This is a genomic window from Bradyrhizobium hipponense, from assembly GCF_008123965.1.
GTDB lineage: Bacteria > Pseudomonadota > Alphaproteobacteria > Rhizobiales > Xanthobacteraceae > Bradyrhizobium > Bradyrhizobium hipponense.
On the sequence record NZ_VSTH01000107.1, the window covers coordinates 17,241 to 31,887 of the forward strand.

The window sequence follows — 14,647 nt, forward strand, 5'->3', positions numbered from 1 at the left end:
AGCCTCCGATGATCAGCCCAGTCTCACTGCTCAATCCCGACGCCTTCCTGTCCCCACTCGCGATCGACGATGCCGTGCATCGCGCGCTCGATGAGGATCTTGGCCGTGCCGGCGACATCACCTCGCTGGCGACGATCCCCGAAGCGACGAAAGCGCAGGCGATCCTGGTTGCGCGCCAGTCCGGCGTGATCGCCGGACTGCCGCTGGCACTAGCTACGCTGCAAAAGCTGTCGCCCGATATCGAGGTACGTGCGCATGTGCGCGATGCCGCGCGCGTTGGCCGCGGGCAGCAGGTGCTGACGATCTCTGGGCCCGCGCGCGCCATTCTCACCGCGGAGCGCACTGCGCTGAATTTCGTCGGCAGGCTGTCGGGTGTCGCCACGCTCACGGCGGACTATGTCCGCCGGACCGAAGGCACCAAAATGCGCATCTGCTGCACGCGCAAGACGACCCCGGGATTGCGCGCGCTGGAAAAATACGCGGTGCGCTGCGGCGGCGGCTTCAATCACCGCTTCGGCCTCGACGATGCGATCCTGATCAAGGACAATCACATCGCCGTCGCCGGCGGTATCCGCCCCGTGCTGGAGCGCGCCCGCGCCCATGCCGGCCATCTCGTCAAGATCGAGATCGAGGTCGATACGCTGACGCAGCTGCGCGAGGTGCTCGACACCGGGCTGGCCGACGCCGTGCTGCTCGACAACATGGACCTTGCGACGCTGCGGGAGGCGGTGCGGCTTGGCGAGGGCCGCGTCGCGCTGGAGGCGTCCGGGGGCGTCACGCTGGAGTCGATCGCGGCCATCGCGGCGACCGGCGTCGACTATGCCTCATCCGGCGCGCTGACGCATTCCGCGCCAAATTTCGACTGCGCGCTGGATATCGAGGCGTGATGGGTGCCGCCCTTTCCGTCATGGCCGGGCTTGTCCCGGCTATCCACGCCTCGCCGCGCGGCACGAAGAACGTGGATGCCCGGGACAAGCCCGGGCATGACGACCTCTTCCGAATGCGCCCGCAAGCGAGGTGAAGCAAACCTACCGCCGCTCTATCGCGCCCATCTCGGCGGAGCTCCTGGCTTCCTGCGCGAGCTCCGCCGAGAGCGCTGCGGTCTGCGCCGGGGTGCCCCAGCTCGGCTCCTCGCTGCCGTCGCCCCAGTTGCGCGGCCGATAGAAGGTGTGGACGCCGAACTTGTACATCTTCTTCATCTCGGCGACCCAGGACGGACGCACCCAATAGGCGTGATAGTGCGTGGATTTGCCGACTTCGGGCAGCCAGATCTGGCCGTCCAACATCGCCTTCGAAATCTTCTTGGCGCGCCCCCACATCTCGGGCTCGCGGATCACGTCGGGATTGTTGTCGCAGGCGAAGGTGAACTGGCAGGCAAAATGGCGATACTTGTTCTGATAGACCACGCCGCACACGGTGTCCGGATATTTGCCGGAGAACACACGGTTCATCACCACTTGGGCGACCGCCATCTGTCCGCGCACCGCTTCGCCGCGGGATTCGAAATAGACCGCCTCGGCGAGGCACTTCTCGGACTTCGCGCGAGACTTTTCGTCGAGCGCGAGCCGTTCCGCCGGTGACCTGGCGCGCTGGTTGTCGACGTTGACCTCGCCCTTCGGCGCGACGCTTTCGCCGCTTTCGGCCTCCTTGGCAATGTCCTCCGACGGTGGCGACAGCGAGGCGGTCACCTTCATGTCGGGGTCGGGCATCACGATCAGCGGCTCGGCACCGGGTTGCCAGCTCTCGATGCTCTCGAGCGAGCCGCCGAGCGAGGAGCTGCCGAAGAACAGGTTCGACGTCTTCACGCTGAAGGGATCGCGCGGCGGCGCGGCCGGTGCGGCGGTCCGCTTCAGCGCCTCCAGTGGCTGAACCGCGAATGCGCGCGCGGTGTCACTGGCCTCTGGCGCAACGGAATATTGCGGCAGTGGCGGCGCGCGCAGCGCTTCCTGGAGCTCGGGATCGAGCGCGGCTGCGGATTCCGGCGACATCGCCTGCGGCAATGCTGCAGTCTTGGCGCCGAACACCGAGCTGTTGGAGGTCGCGGGATCTTGCTGCGCGGGCGTGGGCGGCGCGGCCGTCTCGGCAGGCCCGGGCGCCGGTGTCGCCGCGGCAAGGCGGTCACCCTTCATCGAGCGATCGACCTTGGGAAAGTCAGAGGCCTGGTAGCGCGGCGGCGCCTGCAGCGCCGGATTGCGCGTGATGGAGCCGGTGACATCGCGGCTATCGAGGCTTGCGAGGCGAACCATCGGGCTCTGCGGAACCGAGGTCCCGATCGGGCGGGAAAAACTGTAGGTGGCAAGCTGAATCGAGGACGCCGCAGAAAACACCTGCTTCTGCCAGCGCTCGGCGACGCCGGGCTGACGCGCCAGCAGCGAAGCAATGTCCTGATAGCCGGTCTCCCTCGGCATCAATGCGAAGATGCAGAGACCGATGCCGAAGGACGCGAACCGCGCGCCCTTCGGATGGTTACGCAACAAAAACATCGATACGCTCACGCTACGCTTACGCTAGAGGATCGAGCCGCAGTACATCCGTGCAATTCGATCTTTATCGTAAGTATCTAATTTAGGTTGCCGGGGCGTTAATCGACGTTGCGCACGAAGCACACTCAAGCGATCGCTGATGTTTTCACGGGGCGATTGCGTGCGTTGGTAAATTTCCGCCGACGCGAAACGGTAAACAAGCGGTCAACGCCAATGGTGAAGGAACTCTTGCGTGCACGTATCATTACGGGACGCGCGCGGTTCCCGATGTTGCACGAAGTCCACATCGTCATTGCGAGGAGCTCTTGCGACGAAGCAATCCAGACTGCTGCCGCGGAGAGATTCTGGATTGCTTCGCTACGCTCGCAACGACGGTGTGGCGAGAGTGTCGCCTCAAATGAAAAGAGGCGGGCTTGGACCCGCCTCTTTGCATTCAACGTTTCAACTCTTCGTCTTACGCCTGGCTCGCAACCGCCTTGCCGAGCGCGGCTTGCGCGGCGGCCAGACGTGCGATCGGCACGCGGTAGGGCGAGCAGGAGACGTAGTCGAGGCCGATCGTGTGGCAGAACGCGACCGACGCCGGATCGCCGCCGTGCTCGCCGCAAATGCCGACCTTGAGCGAGGGACGCGTCTTGCGGCCGCGTGCAACGCCGATCTTGACAAGCTCGCCGACGCCTTCCTGGTCGAGCGCGACGAAAGGATCGATCGGGAGAATCCCCTTGGTCACATAGGTCCCGAGGAAGCTCGCCGCATCGTCGCGACTGATGCCGTAGGTGGTCTGCGTCAGATCGTTGGTGCCGAAGGAGAAGAACTCCGCCGACTGCGCGATCTCGGCCGCGAGCAGGCAGGCGCGCGGCAGCTCGATCATGGTGCCGACCTGATAGGCGAGCTTGGTGTTGGTGTCGCGCATCACCGCCTTCGCGGTGGCGTCGATGCGCGCCTTGACGAGGTCGAGCTCCATCTTGGTCGCGATCAGCGGCACCATCACCTCGAGGCCCACGGCCTTGCCGGTTCGCTTCTCGGCCTCGACAGCGGCTTCGAAGATCGCACGCGCCTGCATCTCGGCGATCTCCGGATAGGCGATCGCGATACGGCAGCCGCGGAATCCGAGCATCGGATTGAACTCCGACAACTCGCGCGCGCGGTCGGCCAAACGCCTGGGATCGGTGTTCATGGCGCGCGCCACTTCCTCGACCTCGGCATGGGTGTGCGGCAGGAACTCGTGCAACGGCGGATCCAGCAAGCGGATCGTGACGGGCAGGCCCTTCATGATCTCGAACAGCTCGACGAAGTCGGCACGCTGCATCGGCAGCAGCTTGGCAAGTGCGGCACGGCGCGACTGCTCGTCCTCGGAGAGGATCATCTCGCGCACCGTGCGGATGCGCGTCTCCTCGAAGAACATGTGCTCGGTGCGGCACAGACCGATGCCTTCCGCGCCGAACTTGATCGCGGTGCGGGCGTCCTCGGGCGTGTCGGCATTGACACGGACGCCGATCTTGCGGACCTGGTCGGCCCAGTTCATTAGCGTGCCGAACTCGCCGGAGAGCTCCGGCTCGATCATCGGCATGCGGCCGGCAAGCACCTGGCCGAGCGAGCCGTCGATGGTGATGACGTCGCCGGTCTTGAAGGTGCGCGAGCCGATGCTCATGGTGCCGCGGCCGTAATCGACGCGGATGGTGCCGCAGCCGGAGACGCAGGGCTTGCCCATGCCGCGCGCGACCACCGCCGCGTGCGAGGTCATCCCGCCGCGGGTGGTCAAGATGCCTTCAGCGGCGTGCATGCCGTGGATGTCTTCGGGGCTGGTCTCGATCCGAACCAGAATGACCTTGCGCCCGTCGCCCTGAAGCTTTGCCGCTTCATCCGAAGAGAACACGATCTCGCCGGAGGCAGCACCGGGCGAGGCCGGCAGGCCGGTCGCGATCACGTCGCGCTTGGCGTCGGGATCGATGGTCGGATGCAGCAGCTGATCGAGCGAGGCCGGATCGATCCGCGTCACCGCTTCCTTCTTGGTGATCAGGCCTTCATTGGCGAGCTCGATGGCGATGCGCAGCGCCGCCTTGGCGGTACGCTTGCCGCCGCGGGTCTGCAGCATCCAGAGCTTGCCCTGCTCGACCGTGAACTCCATGTCCTGCATGTCGCGGTAGTGCTTTTCGAGCAGCGTGTAGATCCGCGTCAGCTCCTTGAAGGCCTCCGGCATCGCCGATTCCATCGACGCCTTGTCGGAGCCCGACTCCTTCCGCGCGTCCTCGGTGATGTCCTGCGGCGTGCGGATGCCCGCCACCACATCTTCACCCTGCGCGTTGATCAGGAACTCGCCGTAGAGCTTGCTCTCGCCGGTCGAGGGATTGCGGGTGAAGGCAACGCCGGTGGCCGACGTCTCGCCCATGTTGCCGAACACCATCGCCTGCACGTTGACCGCGGTGCCCCAGGATTCCGGAATGTCGTGCAGCTTGCGGTAAGTCACCGCGCGCGTGTTCATCCAGGAGGAGAATACGGCACCAATCGCGCCCCAGAGCTGGTCGTGCGGATCCTGCGGAAAATCCTTGCCGATCTCGCGCGCGACAGCGTCCTTGTACTTGCCGACCAGTTCGACCCAGTCCTCGGCGGACAGATCGGTGTCGAGCGTGTAGCCCTGGCTGTCCTTGAAGGTATCGAGGATCTCCTCGAAGTGATGATGCTCGAACCCGAGCACCACGTCGGAATACATGGTGATGAAGCGACGATAGCTGTCATAGGCGAAGCGGCGATCGCCCGAGAGCTCCGACAGCGCTTCCACCGTCTCGTCGTTGAGGCCGAGATTGAGCACGGTGTCCATCATGCCCGGCATCGAGGCGCGGCCGCCGGAGCGCACCGAGACCAGCAGCGGGTTCTTGCCGTCACCGAACACCTTGCCGGTCAACTTGCCGACATAGTCGAGCGCCTTCTCAACCTGCGACTGCAGCTCTTTCGGATAACTCTTGTCGTGTGCGTAGAAGTAGGTGCAGACCGAGGTCGGGATGGTGAAGCCCGGCGGCACCGGCAGGCCGAGATTGGCCATCTCGGCGAGGTTGGCGCCCTTGCCGCCGAGCAGGTCGCGCATCTCGGCACTGCCCTCGGCCTTGCCGTCACCGAACGTATAGACCCACTTGCCCGCCTTGACCGCGACGGGCGCCGCCTTGCCTGGTGCTGGCTTGATGGGCGCGGTTTTGGCGGCAACCTTCGGCACAGCCGGCTTGGTCGCAGACTTCGCGGCGGGCTTGATAGCCGGCTTGGCAACGGGCTTCGCAGCTGGTTTGGCGACCGGTTTCGAGGCGCTCTTCGGAAGCGCCTTGCGAGCCGGCGGCGCAGCTTTCGCCTTGGCGGAGGACTTTGATTTCGCTGGCATTTTCGCTGGAGTTTTATTGGGCTTCGAGGCGGCTTTGGCCATAGCTTGCACACAACCTGCGAGAGGAATGGGAAATCGCGCGCTTACACCACTTTGGGCGGGCGCGCGCAAGTCGAAGAGTTCCGGAAAATGAAGGCCTAGAGATGGAGCCACTTCAATAATCCGAGCCCGATCGCACCATTTATGATGAGAAAGATCGCGACGATCAGATTGAGGAGCCGCGGCATGATCAGGATGAGCACGCCCGCAATCAGCGATAGGATTGGCGAAATGTGGGCGACGGTGATGTGCATGAATTATCTTTCTGTGGCTTGGGTAGCGTGAGGCGAATCGCGGGGCAGATCATAGCGGACCGGGTTCCGCGGGGAGAGACGCGTTAGGGGTGGCGCGGGTTCCACGCTTCGCGAAAACTGCCTGAAATTGCCTCGAATGTGGCCGCGCGTTTGCCGGAACATTGCCTGGACGCATGCATTGGCAACTAGTCGCGCCACTGGCGCTTCCCGAAAATCACGTCGAAGGAGTTGCCTATGCGGAACAGGATTCTTGCTCTTGCAGCGCTCGCGGCCGCGATTGGCTCGCCGGTCGTAGCGCAGGCGCAAAGCGATGTCACGGTGGGCCGCGCGCCCGCCGTGGTCGACAGCGGCCCGACCATCGCGGTCGAACAACGGCCGGCTTTCCGCGACTATGTCGTCGAACAACGTGTGCCGGCTTTCAGCATTCCGGGTCGCGTGGTGGTCGGTGCCACCTTGCCTGATGTCGGCGTCACTTATTATGACGTCCCGCAGCGTTTCGGCGCCACCACCTACCGCTACACCGTCGTGAACGGCGAAACCGTGTTGGTCGAGCCGCGCTCGCGGCGCATCGTCGAGGTGCTGGACTAATTCAGTTCAACTCGATGTCCGGCGCGCCGATCGAGACTGGCGCATGCAGTATAAATCGGACATCAGGCCCTGCCCGGTCCTCCCCCCGCCGGGCGGGGCTTTTTTGCCTTACGCTCACCACCGTCATTCCGGGACATGCCGAAGGCGTGGGCCCGGAATCCATCGGGCCACAGCGCATGACCGGGCGGGGCTTTTTTGCCTTACGCTCACCACCGTCATTCCGGGACATGCCGAAGGCGTGGGCCCGGAATCCATCGGGCCACAGCGCATGACGATGAATGGACTCCGGGCTCGCGCTTCGCGCGCCCGGGAATGACAGGCTAAATTGTTGCGCAGTTAATCCTGGATCTTCGAGAAATCCGCGACCGCACGCGTGGCGCTGCGGATTTCATTTAACAGCTTCAGCCGGTTCTCGCGCACCTTCGGGTCGTCGTCGTTGACACGAACTTTCTCGAAGAATGCATCGACCGGGGGACGCAGCTTTGCCATCGCGCTCATCGCCGCGGCAAAATCCTCCTTGGCGACGGCGGCACTGGCGTCCGCCTTCACCTCACCGATTGCCTTGGCCAGCGCTTTCTCCTCGCTGAGGCTGTAGAGCGCAGGCTCCGGCGCGCCATCGAAGCTGCGTTTGTCCTTCTTCTCCTCGATGCCAAGAATATTGCTGGCGCGCTTGATGCCGGCGAGCAAATTCTTGCCGTCGTCGCTATCGAGGAATTTGCCGAGCGCCTCGACGCGGCGGACGATCATCAGCAGATCATCCTGACCGCCGAGCGCGAACACGGCGTCGACGAGATCGTGCCGCGCGCCCTGCTCGCGGAGCTGGACCTTGAGGCGATCGGCGAAGAAGGAGAGCAGATCGTGAACGCGGGGCTTCAGCACCTTGTATGCCGACTCCGTAACCTTGTTCGAAAATGAAATGCTCGGAATCTCGGCGTATTGCGCGTCGCCAATCCAATCGGACAGCTCAGCGATCAAATCGATTCCTTCCTCGTAGAGGATAGACGTTATCTGGACGGCGTGCTGGCTGAGCAGCTTCCAAAGCGGAAGACGCAGATTGTTGTCGACGATGATCCTAATCACGCCGAGCGCTGCTCTCCGCAACGCGTAGGGATCTTTCGATCCCGTCGGCTTCTCGTCGATCGCCCAGAACCCAACCAGCGTATCGATCTTGTCGGCGAGCGCCACTGCGACGCTCACCGGATCGGTCGGCACGCGATCAGTGGGCCCCTGCGGCTTGTAGTGCTCCTCGCAGGCCGCGGCGACTGAGGCGTCTTCGCCCTGGGCCAGCGCGTAGTACCTGCCCATCAGGCCCTGCACTTCAGGAAATTCGCCGACGACTTCGGTCAGCAAATCGGCCTTCGCCAGATGCGCGGCGCGCTTGGCCTTGCTGACATCGGCGCCCACCAGCGGCGCGATCTCGGCCGCGAGGCGCTCGATGCGCTCAATCCGCTCCGCCTGCGTGCCGAGCTTCTCGTGGAACACGATCTGCTCGAACTTCGGCAGCCGTTCTTCCAGCTTCGTCTTCAGGTCCGTCTCGTAGAAAAACTTCGCATCGGACAGCCGCGGGCGGATGACGCGCTCGTTGCCGGCCACGATGGTCTTGCCGCCGTCGGCGGCCTCGATATTGGCGGTGAGGACGAATTTGTTGGTCAGCTTGCCCGTCTTGGGATCCCTAACGACGAAGCACTTCTGGTTGTTGCGGATGGTGGCGCGGATCACCTCGTCCGGAATCGCGAGGTACTCCTTCTCGAACGATCCCATCATGACGACCGGCCATTCGACGAGACCCGAAACCTCGTCCAGCAGCACCTGGTCCTCGACCAGCTCAAGTCCCTGTGCGAACGCCAGCTCCTTGGCGTCAGCGAGGATGATGTTCTTGCGTGCCTGCGGATCGAGGATGACCTTCGCGGCCTTCAGCTTGGCTTCGTAGTCCTCAAAGCGGCGCACCTGAATTGGAGCCGGTGCCATGAAGCGATGGCCATAGGTGGTCTGGCCGGCCTCGATGCCGTCTACCGAAAACTTTACGACATCAGGCTCTTCGGTCTCGAGGCCGAAGGTCGCGGTGATCGCGTGCAGCGGGCGCACCCAGTTCAGCGAGCCTGGTTTGCCGGAGCGCGCGCCCCAGCGCATCGATTTTGGCCAGGGGAAGGTGCGGATGATGACGGGGAGGATTTCGGCGAGCACGTCGATCGCCGGGCGGCCCGGCTTCTCGATCAGCGCGATGTAGAAATCGCCCTTGGGGTCGCGTTGGATCTTGGCTTCGTCGAGCGATGTCAAACCCGTCGCTTTCAGGAAGCCCTGCACGGCCGCATCGGGCGCGCCCATTTTCGGCCCGCGGCGTTCGGTCTTCAGATCGGGCTGGCGCGAAGGGATGCCGTGCACGGTCAGCGCCAGGCGGCGCGGCGTCGCGAAGGCTTTCGCGCCCTCGTAAACGAGACCTTCGGCGACGAGCTTGTCGGTGACCATGCGGCGCAGATCGTCGGCCGCCTTGGCCTGCATGCGGGCGGGGATTTCTTCCGAGAACAGTTCAAGCAACAGATCGGGCATCAGGCTGCTCCACCGGCTTCGGTGTGCATCCAGGCTTCGCCGCAGGCCTTTGCCAGTTCGCGCACGCGGAAGATGTAGCTCTGCCGCTCCGTCACCGAGATCACGCCGCGCGCATCGAGCAGATTGAACACGTGGCTTGCCTTGATGCACTGGTCATAGGCGGGCAGCGCCATCAAATGCGCCTCGAGCTTGCCCGACTCAGAATTTTTTTGCCAACCTGCATCGAGATATTTCTTGCAGGCGGCTTCCGCCATCTTGAACTGCTCGAACAGCATTGTGATGTCGGCGACTTCGAAATTGTGCCGCGAATATTCTCGCTCGGCCTGGAGGAAGACGTCGCCGTAGGTCACCTTGGCGTCACCGTCGCGGCCGTTGAAATTGAGATCATAGACGCGGTCGACGCCCTGCACATACATCGCCAGGCGTTCGAGCCCATAGGTGAGTTCGCCCGCGACCGGCGCGCATTCGAAGCCCGCGACCTGCTGGAAATAGGTGAACTGGCTCACTTCCATGCCGTCGCACCAGCATTCCCAGCCGAGGCCCCAGGCGCCCAGCGTCGGGCTCTCCCAGTCGTCCTCGACGAAGCGGATGTCGTGCACGGCGGAATCGATGCCGATCGCGACGAGCGATTTCAGGTACAGCTCCTGTAGGTTCGGCGGCGACGGCTTCATGATCACCTGGAACTGGTAGTAGTGCTGCATCCGGTTCGGGTTCTCGCCGTAGCGGCCATCCTTGGGGCGGCGTGAGGGCTGCACATAGGCGGCGTTCCAGGGCTTTGGCCCGAGCGCGCGCAGGGTGGTGGCCGGATGGAAGGTGCCCGCGCCCATCTCCATGTCGTAAGGCTGCAGGATGACGCAGCCCTGCTCGGCCCAGAACCGCTGGAGCGCGAGGATAAAGCCCTGGAACGAGCGTTCCGGGCGCATATGGGCGGGCAATGAGGCGTCCATCGTCAGATCAGGCTCTCGCGGGGGGGTGAATCGCGCGGGACCGTATCGACGGCGGAGATGGGAATCAAGGCGAAGGGGGCGTGGGACGGGCGAACTCTCCGTCATGGCCGGGACAAGCCCGGCCATGACGAGTGCGGGACCTAACCCGGCCGGTAAGCTCCGGTCACCGGGTCCTGTTTCAGGGTCCGGATTTCCCCCATGTGGGCGGCCTCGGCGACGCGCGACAGGCGTATCTCCTCCAGCTCCTGGTTGATCCGGATAGCGGTCTTGTAGGCCCAGCGGACCACGGCAAGCCCGCCTAGAACGCCCGCGAAAGCGACGAACGGCGGCATCGGTCGATCCTTGTTCAATGCTCAGCCCCCATCTGCATTCTTGCGCAGACCGGGCAGCGCCGCAATTGGCTCACCGAGAGGCCAAATGGCGCGGCAGGGTGCCGGCTAGAACCCGAATTTTGCCCAAATCGCGCGGGTTTCGACCGCCGAAATCAGCTCGTCCGGCAGACCGGCCATCGATTCCAGGGCCGAAAGCTGGCCTGCGCCGGGCGATTTCCGCCCCAGAAGGCCGGACAGCAGCCCGCTCGGCTGTGCGATCACGGGGGTGAGAACCTTCTCGCCATAGCGGGCACGAAGAGTTGAGCGGAGATCGCCGATGCCATCGGCGAGCCCTAGAGCAATCGCGCTCTCGCCGGCCCAGTATTCTCCGGTGAACAGGGTGTCGTCGGCACTCTTCAGCCGCGCGCCGCGGCTCTCCTTCACCAGCGCAATGAAGATCTGGTGGATCTCGCGCTGGATCGCCTTCAGCTTCGCCACGTCATCAGGGTTTTCGGGCAGGAACGGATCGAGCATCGCCTTGTGCGAGCCGGCGGTGTACAGGCGCCGCTCGATGCCGAGCCGCTTGATCGCCTCCTGGAAACCGAAGCTGCCGCCGACCACGCCGATCGAGCCGAGGATCGAGGATGGATCGCAAATGATCTCGTCGCCCGCGCAGGCGATCATGTAGCCGCCGGACGCCGCGACGTCCTCGACGAAAACCAGAACCTTCAACTTCTTCTCGGCCGCGAGCTGCTTGATGCGCAGATAGATCTGGCGCGACTGCACCGGCGAGCCGCCGGGCGAGTTGATCACCAGCGCCACCGCCTTGGCGTTGCGGACCGCGAAGGCGCGCTCCAGCACCCGCGCGAGGCCTGCGAGCGTCATGCCTGGACGCAGCGGCGTCACCGCGCCGATCACGCCGGATAGCCGCACCACCGGCACCACCGCCGTGCCGGGACGGAAGCGCGCAGGCAGATATTGCATCAGTTTATCGGGCAGGCCGGAACCTTCGCGATCGTTCAATTGTTCGGCCATGCCATTACCTCTGATTAACCATTTCTTATCACGCGACTGTCATTGGAAGTGCCTGGAACGTGTTTTGCAGATTTCCCGTTGGGAGGCTGCAATGCGCCAGCGGAGAGCGACATGAAAATCTATCTGCTGATACTGCTGATCGGGGCGCTTTTCACAGCGATTCGCTTCACTTCGCCGCAAGAACAGCAGTCGGAATCGCTTCCGCAGTAAGCCGTCACGACTCCGACAACGGCAAAGCCGCTCTCCCTTCCAGAATATCCGTCACCTCTTTTTTGGGCACGCCTGATTCTTCGTTCAGCATGAGGCCCGGCAGCAATCGCGTCGGCGCCCTGCCGCCTTTGATCGCGCGCACCAACAGGCGGTTGGCGGGCCGCTCCGCTTCACCATGAACCGGCAGGATCGACAGGCTGCCGAAGCCGCGCGACAGCGCTGCCAAAACCTCTGCTATCCCATCCGCGCGCCAGATCAAAGTCAGCACGCCGTTCGACCGGAGGATGCGCCGCGCCGCATGCACCCAGGCATCCAGCGTTTCCTTGGTCGCCACATGCGCGATGTGCCGCGCCTCGTCCGGCGAACCGCGATGCCGCGTGGAATCGTTGAAGGGAGGGTTCATCATCACAATGTCGGCACTGTCGGGCACAAGCCGATTTGCCGCGAAGGCCTGCGCGTCGGCCGTGACGTCGAGCACGATCGCCTCGGCGGCAATTGCATTTGCCGCTGCGTTGGCACGCGCGAGCTCTGCCAGCTCTGGATCGATCTCGACCAGGCGGAGGTTGATGCCGGCCACGCGCCGGGCCAGCGCCAGCCCGGCCGTGCCGACGCCGGCGCCGAGATCGACCACGCGGTCGCCTGCCCGGGCCTCCGTCGCCGCCGCGAGCAGGATAGCGTCGTGTCCCGCGCGGTGGCCCGACCGCTTCTGCTTCAGACGCAGCTGCCCGCCGAGAAACGCATCCTCGGTGAGGTCGGGCAAGGTCTCACTCATCGCCGCGCAATTCGTGGCTGAGCCCGGCATCGGTCAGAAGCTGCCGGGCCTCCTTCGCATCGTCCTCATGGACCAGGATCCGCCGCGGCAAAATGCCGAGCGAGCCCTCGATGATGCTCATGTTCTGGTCCAGCACCAGGTGATGGATGTTGGCGCCGTCGAGCAGCGCGCCGATTGCCGACACCAGCACCATATCGTTGGTCCGAACCAGTTCTCGCAAAACACAGGACTCCTGCCTGACGGGGTTGAAGCTGCAATGTCAATGGTTCCGCGGCCCTTGCCGCATCCGCGTCCAGTTTCTATTGTCTTTCCATCAGAATAGCCCCTCCGGGGCAAATATTGGAGACCGGCGTGGCCGTCATCGTACCTTTCGAAACCCCCGGCGCGTCGATCGAAGAGCTGGTTGCCCTTGTTGCTCCTGACATGGAGCGCGTCAACGCGACGATTTTGTCGCGGACCGGCTCTGAAGTAACCATGATCCCCGAGGTCGCCAACCATTTGATCTCCTCCGGCGGCAAGCGATTACGCCCGATGCTGACGCTCGCCATGGCCAACCTCGCCGGCTACACCGGCGATGGCCACGTCAAGCTCGCCGCCTCCGTCGAATTCATGCATACCGCGACCCTTCTGCACGACGACGTTGTCGACGAGAGCGAATTGCGCCGCGGCAAGCTCTCGGCGCGCATGCTGTGGGGCAACGAGGCGAGCGTGCTGGTCGGCGACTTCCTGCTCGGCCAGGCCTTTCGCATGATGGTCGAGGTCGGCTCGCTCCGCGCGCTCGACATCCTGTCCGCCGCCGCCGCGACCATCGCCGAGGGCGAGGTGATGCAGCTTGCCGCCGCCAAGAACACCGCAACCACCGAGGACGAATATCTCGCCGTGATCCGCGGCAAGACCGCCGAGCTGTTCGCGGCCGCCTGCGAGGTCGGGCCGGTGATCGCCAACCGCCCGAAGGCCGAGCAGACCGCCTGCCGCTCGGTCGGCATGAATCTCGGCATCGCCTTCCAGCTCGTCGACGACGTGCTCGATTATGGCGGCAAGAGCGCCAAGCTCGGCAAGAACACCGGCGACGATTTTCGCGAAGGCAAGATCACGCTCCCCGTCGTGCTCGCTTTCCGCCGCGGCAATGACACAGAACGCGCGTTCTGGATCCGGGCGCTCGAGCGCGGCGAGATCGGCGACGGCGATCTTGACCACGCCCTAGGCCTGATGAACAAGCACCGCACGCTCGAGGACACGCTGAGCCGCGCCCAGCACTACGGTGCCATGGCGGTCGACGCACTGGCGCTATTCCCGTCCTCGCCGATGAAGAGCGCACTGGAGCAGGTCGTGGCGTTCTGCCTGGCGCGGTCGCATTAGGTGCTACGGCGCAAGCGGCATGAACGGCCCTGGGTGTAGCCGGCCGGTAAGACGAGAGCACTTGCAATCACACCAGACAGCGCTACGACAACAGGATGAGCGCAACGAATTTCTGGCTATTCTTGGCGGCCGCACTCGTCATTGCCGCAATTCCTGGCCCCGGCATCTTCTACGTGGCGGCCCGAACGCTGTCGGAAGGGCGGACGAGCGGATTCGCGTCGACCGCGGGCACAGCTCTGGGCGGTCTGGTCCATGTGCTGGCGGGCAGCCTCGGTATCTCCGCGATCATCCTCGCCAGTGCCGAACTGTTCGCCGTCGTGAAGTTCGTCGGCGCGCTCTACCTGGTCTGGCTCGGCGTTCGCACGTTTCGCAGCGCCGGCCGCGTTCTGTCGCTTGAGAGCGAAGCTGTCGGCGACAAGCGAGCGTTCCGAGACGGCGTGCTGGTCGAGGCGCTGAACCCGAAGACCGCGGCGTTCTTCCTCGCCTTCATTCCGCAGTTCCTCGATCCGGCAGCATCGAGTCCCACGTTGCAATTCATCGCGCTCGGCGCGATCTCGGTGGCGCTGAACACACTCGCCGACGGCGTCGTGGTGCTGATGGCTTCTGCAACACGCAGGCAATTGATCGCAAGGCCGCACCTGATGCGGAGCCTGACGCAAGGCTCCGGCGTCTTCATCGCCGGCCTCGGCTTGTCCCTCGCAATGGCGCGGCGGCCCGTGCCCGGCTAGAGTCGGGAAT

At 64.2% G+C, this 14,647-nt stretch carries 13 protein-coding genes; 4 read left to right on the forward strand and 9 right to left on the reverse strand.

Annotation, left to right across the window (positions count from 1 at the left end; genetic code table 11):
* Positions 1–8: 8 nt before the first annotated feature.
* The gene (gene nadC / locus FXV83_RS29330; RefSeq protein ID WP_148743083.1) at positions 9–887 is read left to right on the forward strand and encodes a carboxylating nicotinate-nucleotide diphosphorylase; all 879 of its coding nucleotides are present in this window, start codon (positions 9–11) and stop codon (positions 885–887) included.
* Between the two features lie 141 nt (positions 888–1,028).
* On the opposite strand, the gene FXV83_RS29335 is transcribed toward nadC, so the two are convergent.
* The 3 genes from FXV83_RS29335 to FXV83_RS29345 form a co-directional block, all read right to left on the reverse strand.
* A complete protein-coding gene (locus FXV83_RS29335; protein WP_187436243.1) occupies positions 1,029–2,483 on the reverse strand; it encodes a cell wall hydrolase in 1,455 nt (484 codons plus the stop codon).
* A gap of 454 nt (positions 2,484–2,937) precedes the next feature.
* Positions 2,938–5,889: a pyruvate, phosphate dikinase gene (ppdK, locus tag FXV83_RS29340; protein ID WP_187436244.1), complete on the reverse strand. Its 2,952-nt coding sequence runs from the start codon at positions 5,887–5,889 to the stop codon at positions 2,938–2,940.
* A 95-nt stretch (positions 5,890–5,984) separates the two neighbouring features.
* Complete coding sequence (locus FXV83_RS29345) at positions 5,985–6,140, reverse strand: DUF3096 domain-containing protein (protein WP_074077234.1); 156 nt, start codon at positions 6,138–6,140, stop codon at positions 5,985–5,987.
* Between the two features lie 234 nt (positions 6,141–6,374).
* On the opposite strand from FXV83_RS29345, the gene FXV83_RS29350 reads away from it, so the two are divergent.
* Positions 6,375–6,728, forward strand: a complete 354-nt coding sequence (locus tag FXV83_RS29350) for a DUF1236 domain-containing protein (protein WP_148743086.1) — start codon at positions 6,375–6,377, stop codon at positions 6,726–6,728.
* Between the two features lie 336 nt (positions 6,729–7,064).
* Here FXV83_RS29350 and glyS read toward each other — a convergent pair whose 3' ends face one another.
* The 6 genes from glyS to FXV83_RS29380 form a co-directional block, all read right to left on the reverse strand.
* Entirely contained in the window at positions 7,065–9,275 is a 2,211-nt protein-coding gene (gene glyS, locus FXV83_RS29355) for a glycine--tRNA ligase subunit beta (RefSeq protein ID WP_148743087.1), read from the reverse strand.
* A complete protein-coding gene (locus FXV83_RS29360) occupies positions 9,275–10,222 on the reverse strand; it encodes a glycine--tRNA ligase subunit alpha (protein ID WP_148743088.1) in 948 nt (315 codons plus the stop codon). The genes glyS and FXV83_RS29360 overlap by 1 nt, the downstream gene beginning before the upstream one ends.
* A 140-nt stretch (positions 10,223–10,362) precedes the next feature.
* Entirely contained in the window at positions 10,363–10,554 is a 192-nt protein-coding gene (locus FXV83_RS29365) for a hypothetical protein (protein ID WP_148743101.1), read from the reverse strand.
* 105 nt (positions 10,555–10,659) lie between these two features.
* Complete coding sequence (locus FXV83_RS29370; RefSeq protein WP_148743089.1) at positions 10,660–11,568, reverse strand: S49 family peptidase; 909 nt, start codon at positions 11,566–11,568, stop codon at positions 10,660–10,662.
* A 214-nt stretch (positions 11,569–11,782) separates the two neighbouring features.
* Complete coding sequence (locus tag FXV83_RS29375) at positions 11,783–12,550, reverse strand: tRNA1(Val) (adenine(37)-N6)-methyltransferase (RefSeq protein ID WP_148743090.1); 768 nt, start codon at positions 12,548–12,550, stop codon at positions 11,783–11,785.
* Positions 12,543–12,770 (reverse strand): putative signal transducing protein, encoded by a 228-nt coding sequence (locus FXV83_RS29380; protein WP_148743091.1) that lies wholly within the window; start codon positions 12,768–12,770, stop codon positions 12,543–12,545. Before FXV83_RS29380 ends, FXV83_RS29375 begins: the two co-directional genes overlap by 8 nt.
* 131 nt (positions 12,771–12,901) lie before the next feature.
* Here FXV83_RS29380 and FXV83_RS29385 point away from each other — a divergent pair, with 131 nt between their 5' ends.
* Complete coding sequence (locus FXV83_RS29385) at positions 12,902–13,909, forward strand: polyprenyl synthetase family protein (protein ID WP_148743092.1); 1,008 nt, start codon at positions 12,902–12,904, stop codon at positions 13,907–13,909.
* A 95-nt stretch (positions 13,910–14,004) separates the two neighbouring features.
* On the forward strand, positions 14,005–14,637 hold the full coding sequence (locus FXV83_RS29390; protein ID WP_148743093.1) for a LysE family translocator: 633 nt from the start codon (positions 14,005–14,007) through the stop codon (positions 14,635–14,637).
* Positions 14,638–14,647 lie beyond the last annotated feature (10 nt).

Bases quoted from the DNA above. Each gene is read 5' to 3' on its own strand.
- FXV83_RS29390 (WP_148743093.1), top strand. From the start codon at position 14,005: ATGAGCGCAACGAATTTCTGGCTATTCTTGGCGGCCGCACTCGTCATT.
- FXV83_RS29345 (WP_074077234.1), bottom strand. From the start codon at position 6,140: ATGCACATCACCGTCGCCCACATTTCGCCAATCCTATCGCTGATTGCG.
- ppdK (WP_187436244.1), bottom strand. From the start codon at position 5,889: ATGGCCAAAGCCGCCTCGAAGCCCAATAAAACTCCAGCGAAAATGCCA.
- FXV83_RS29335 (WP_187436243.1), bottom strand. From the start codon at position 2,483: ATGTTTTTGTTGCGTAACCATCCGAAGGGCGCGCGGTTCGCGTCCTTC.
- FXV83_RS29365 (WP_148743101.1), bottom strand. From the start codon at position 10,554: ATGCCGCCGTTCGTCGCTTTCGCGGGCGTTCTAGGCGGGCTTGCCGTG.
- FXV83_RS29360 (WP_148743088.1), bottom strand. From the start codon at position 10,222: ATGGACGCCTCATTGCCCGCCCATATGCGCCCGGAACGCTCGTTCCAG.
- FXV83_RS29370 (WP_148743089.1), bottom strand. From the start codon at position 11,568: ATGGCCGAACAATTGAACGATCGCGAAGGTTCCGGCCTGCCCGATAAA.
- nadC (WP_148743083.1), top strand. From the start codon at position 9: ATGATCAGCCCAGTCTCACTGCTCAATCCCGACGCCTTCCTGTCCCCA.
- glyS (WP_148743087.1), bottom strand. From the start codon at position 9,275: ATGCCCGATCTGTTGCTTGAACTGTTCTCGGAAGAAATCCCCGCCCGC.
- FXV83_RS29350 (WP_148743086.1), top strand. From the start codon at position 6,375: ATGCGGAACAGGATTCTTGCTCTTGCAGCGCTCGCGGCCGCGATTGGC.
- FXV83_RS29375 (WP_148743090.1), bottom strand. From the start codon at position 12,550: ATGAGTGAGACCTTGCCCGACCTCACCGAGGATGCGTTTCTCGGCGGG.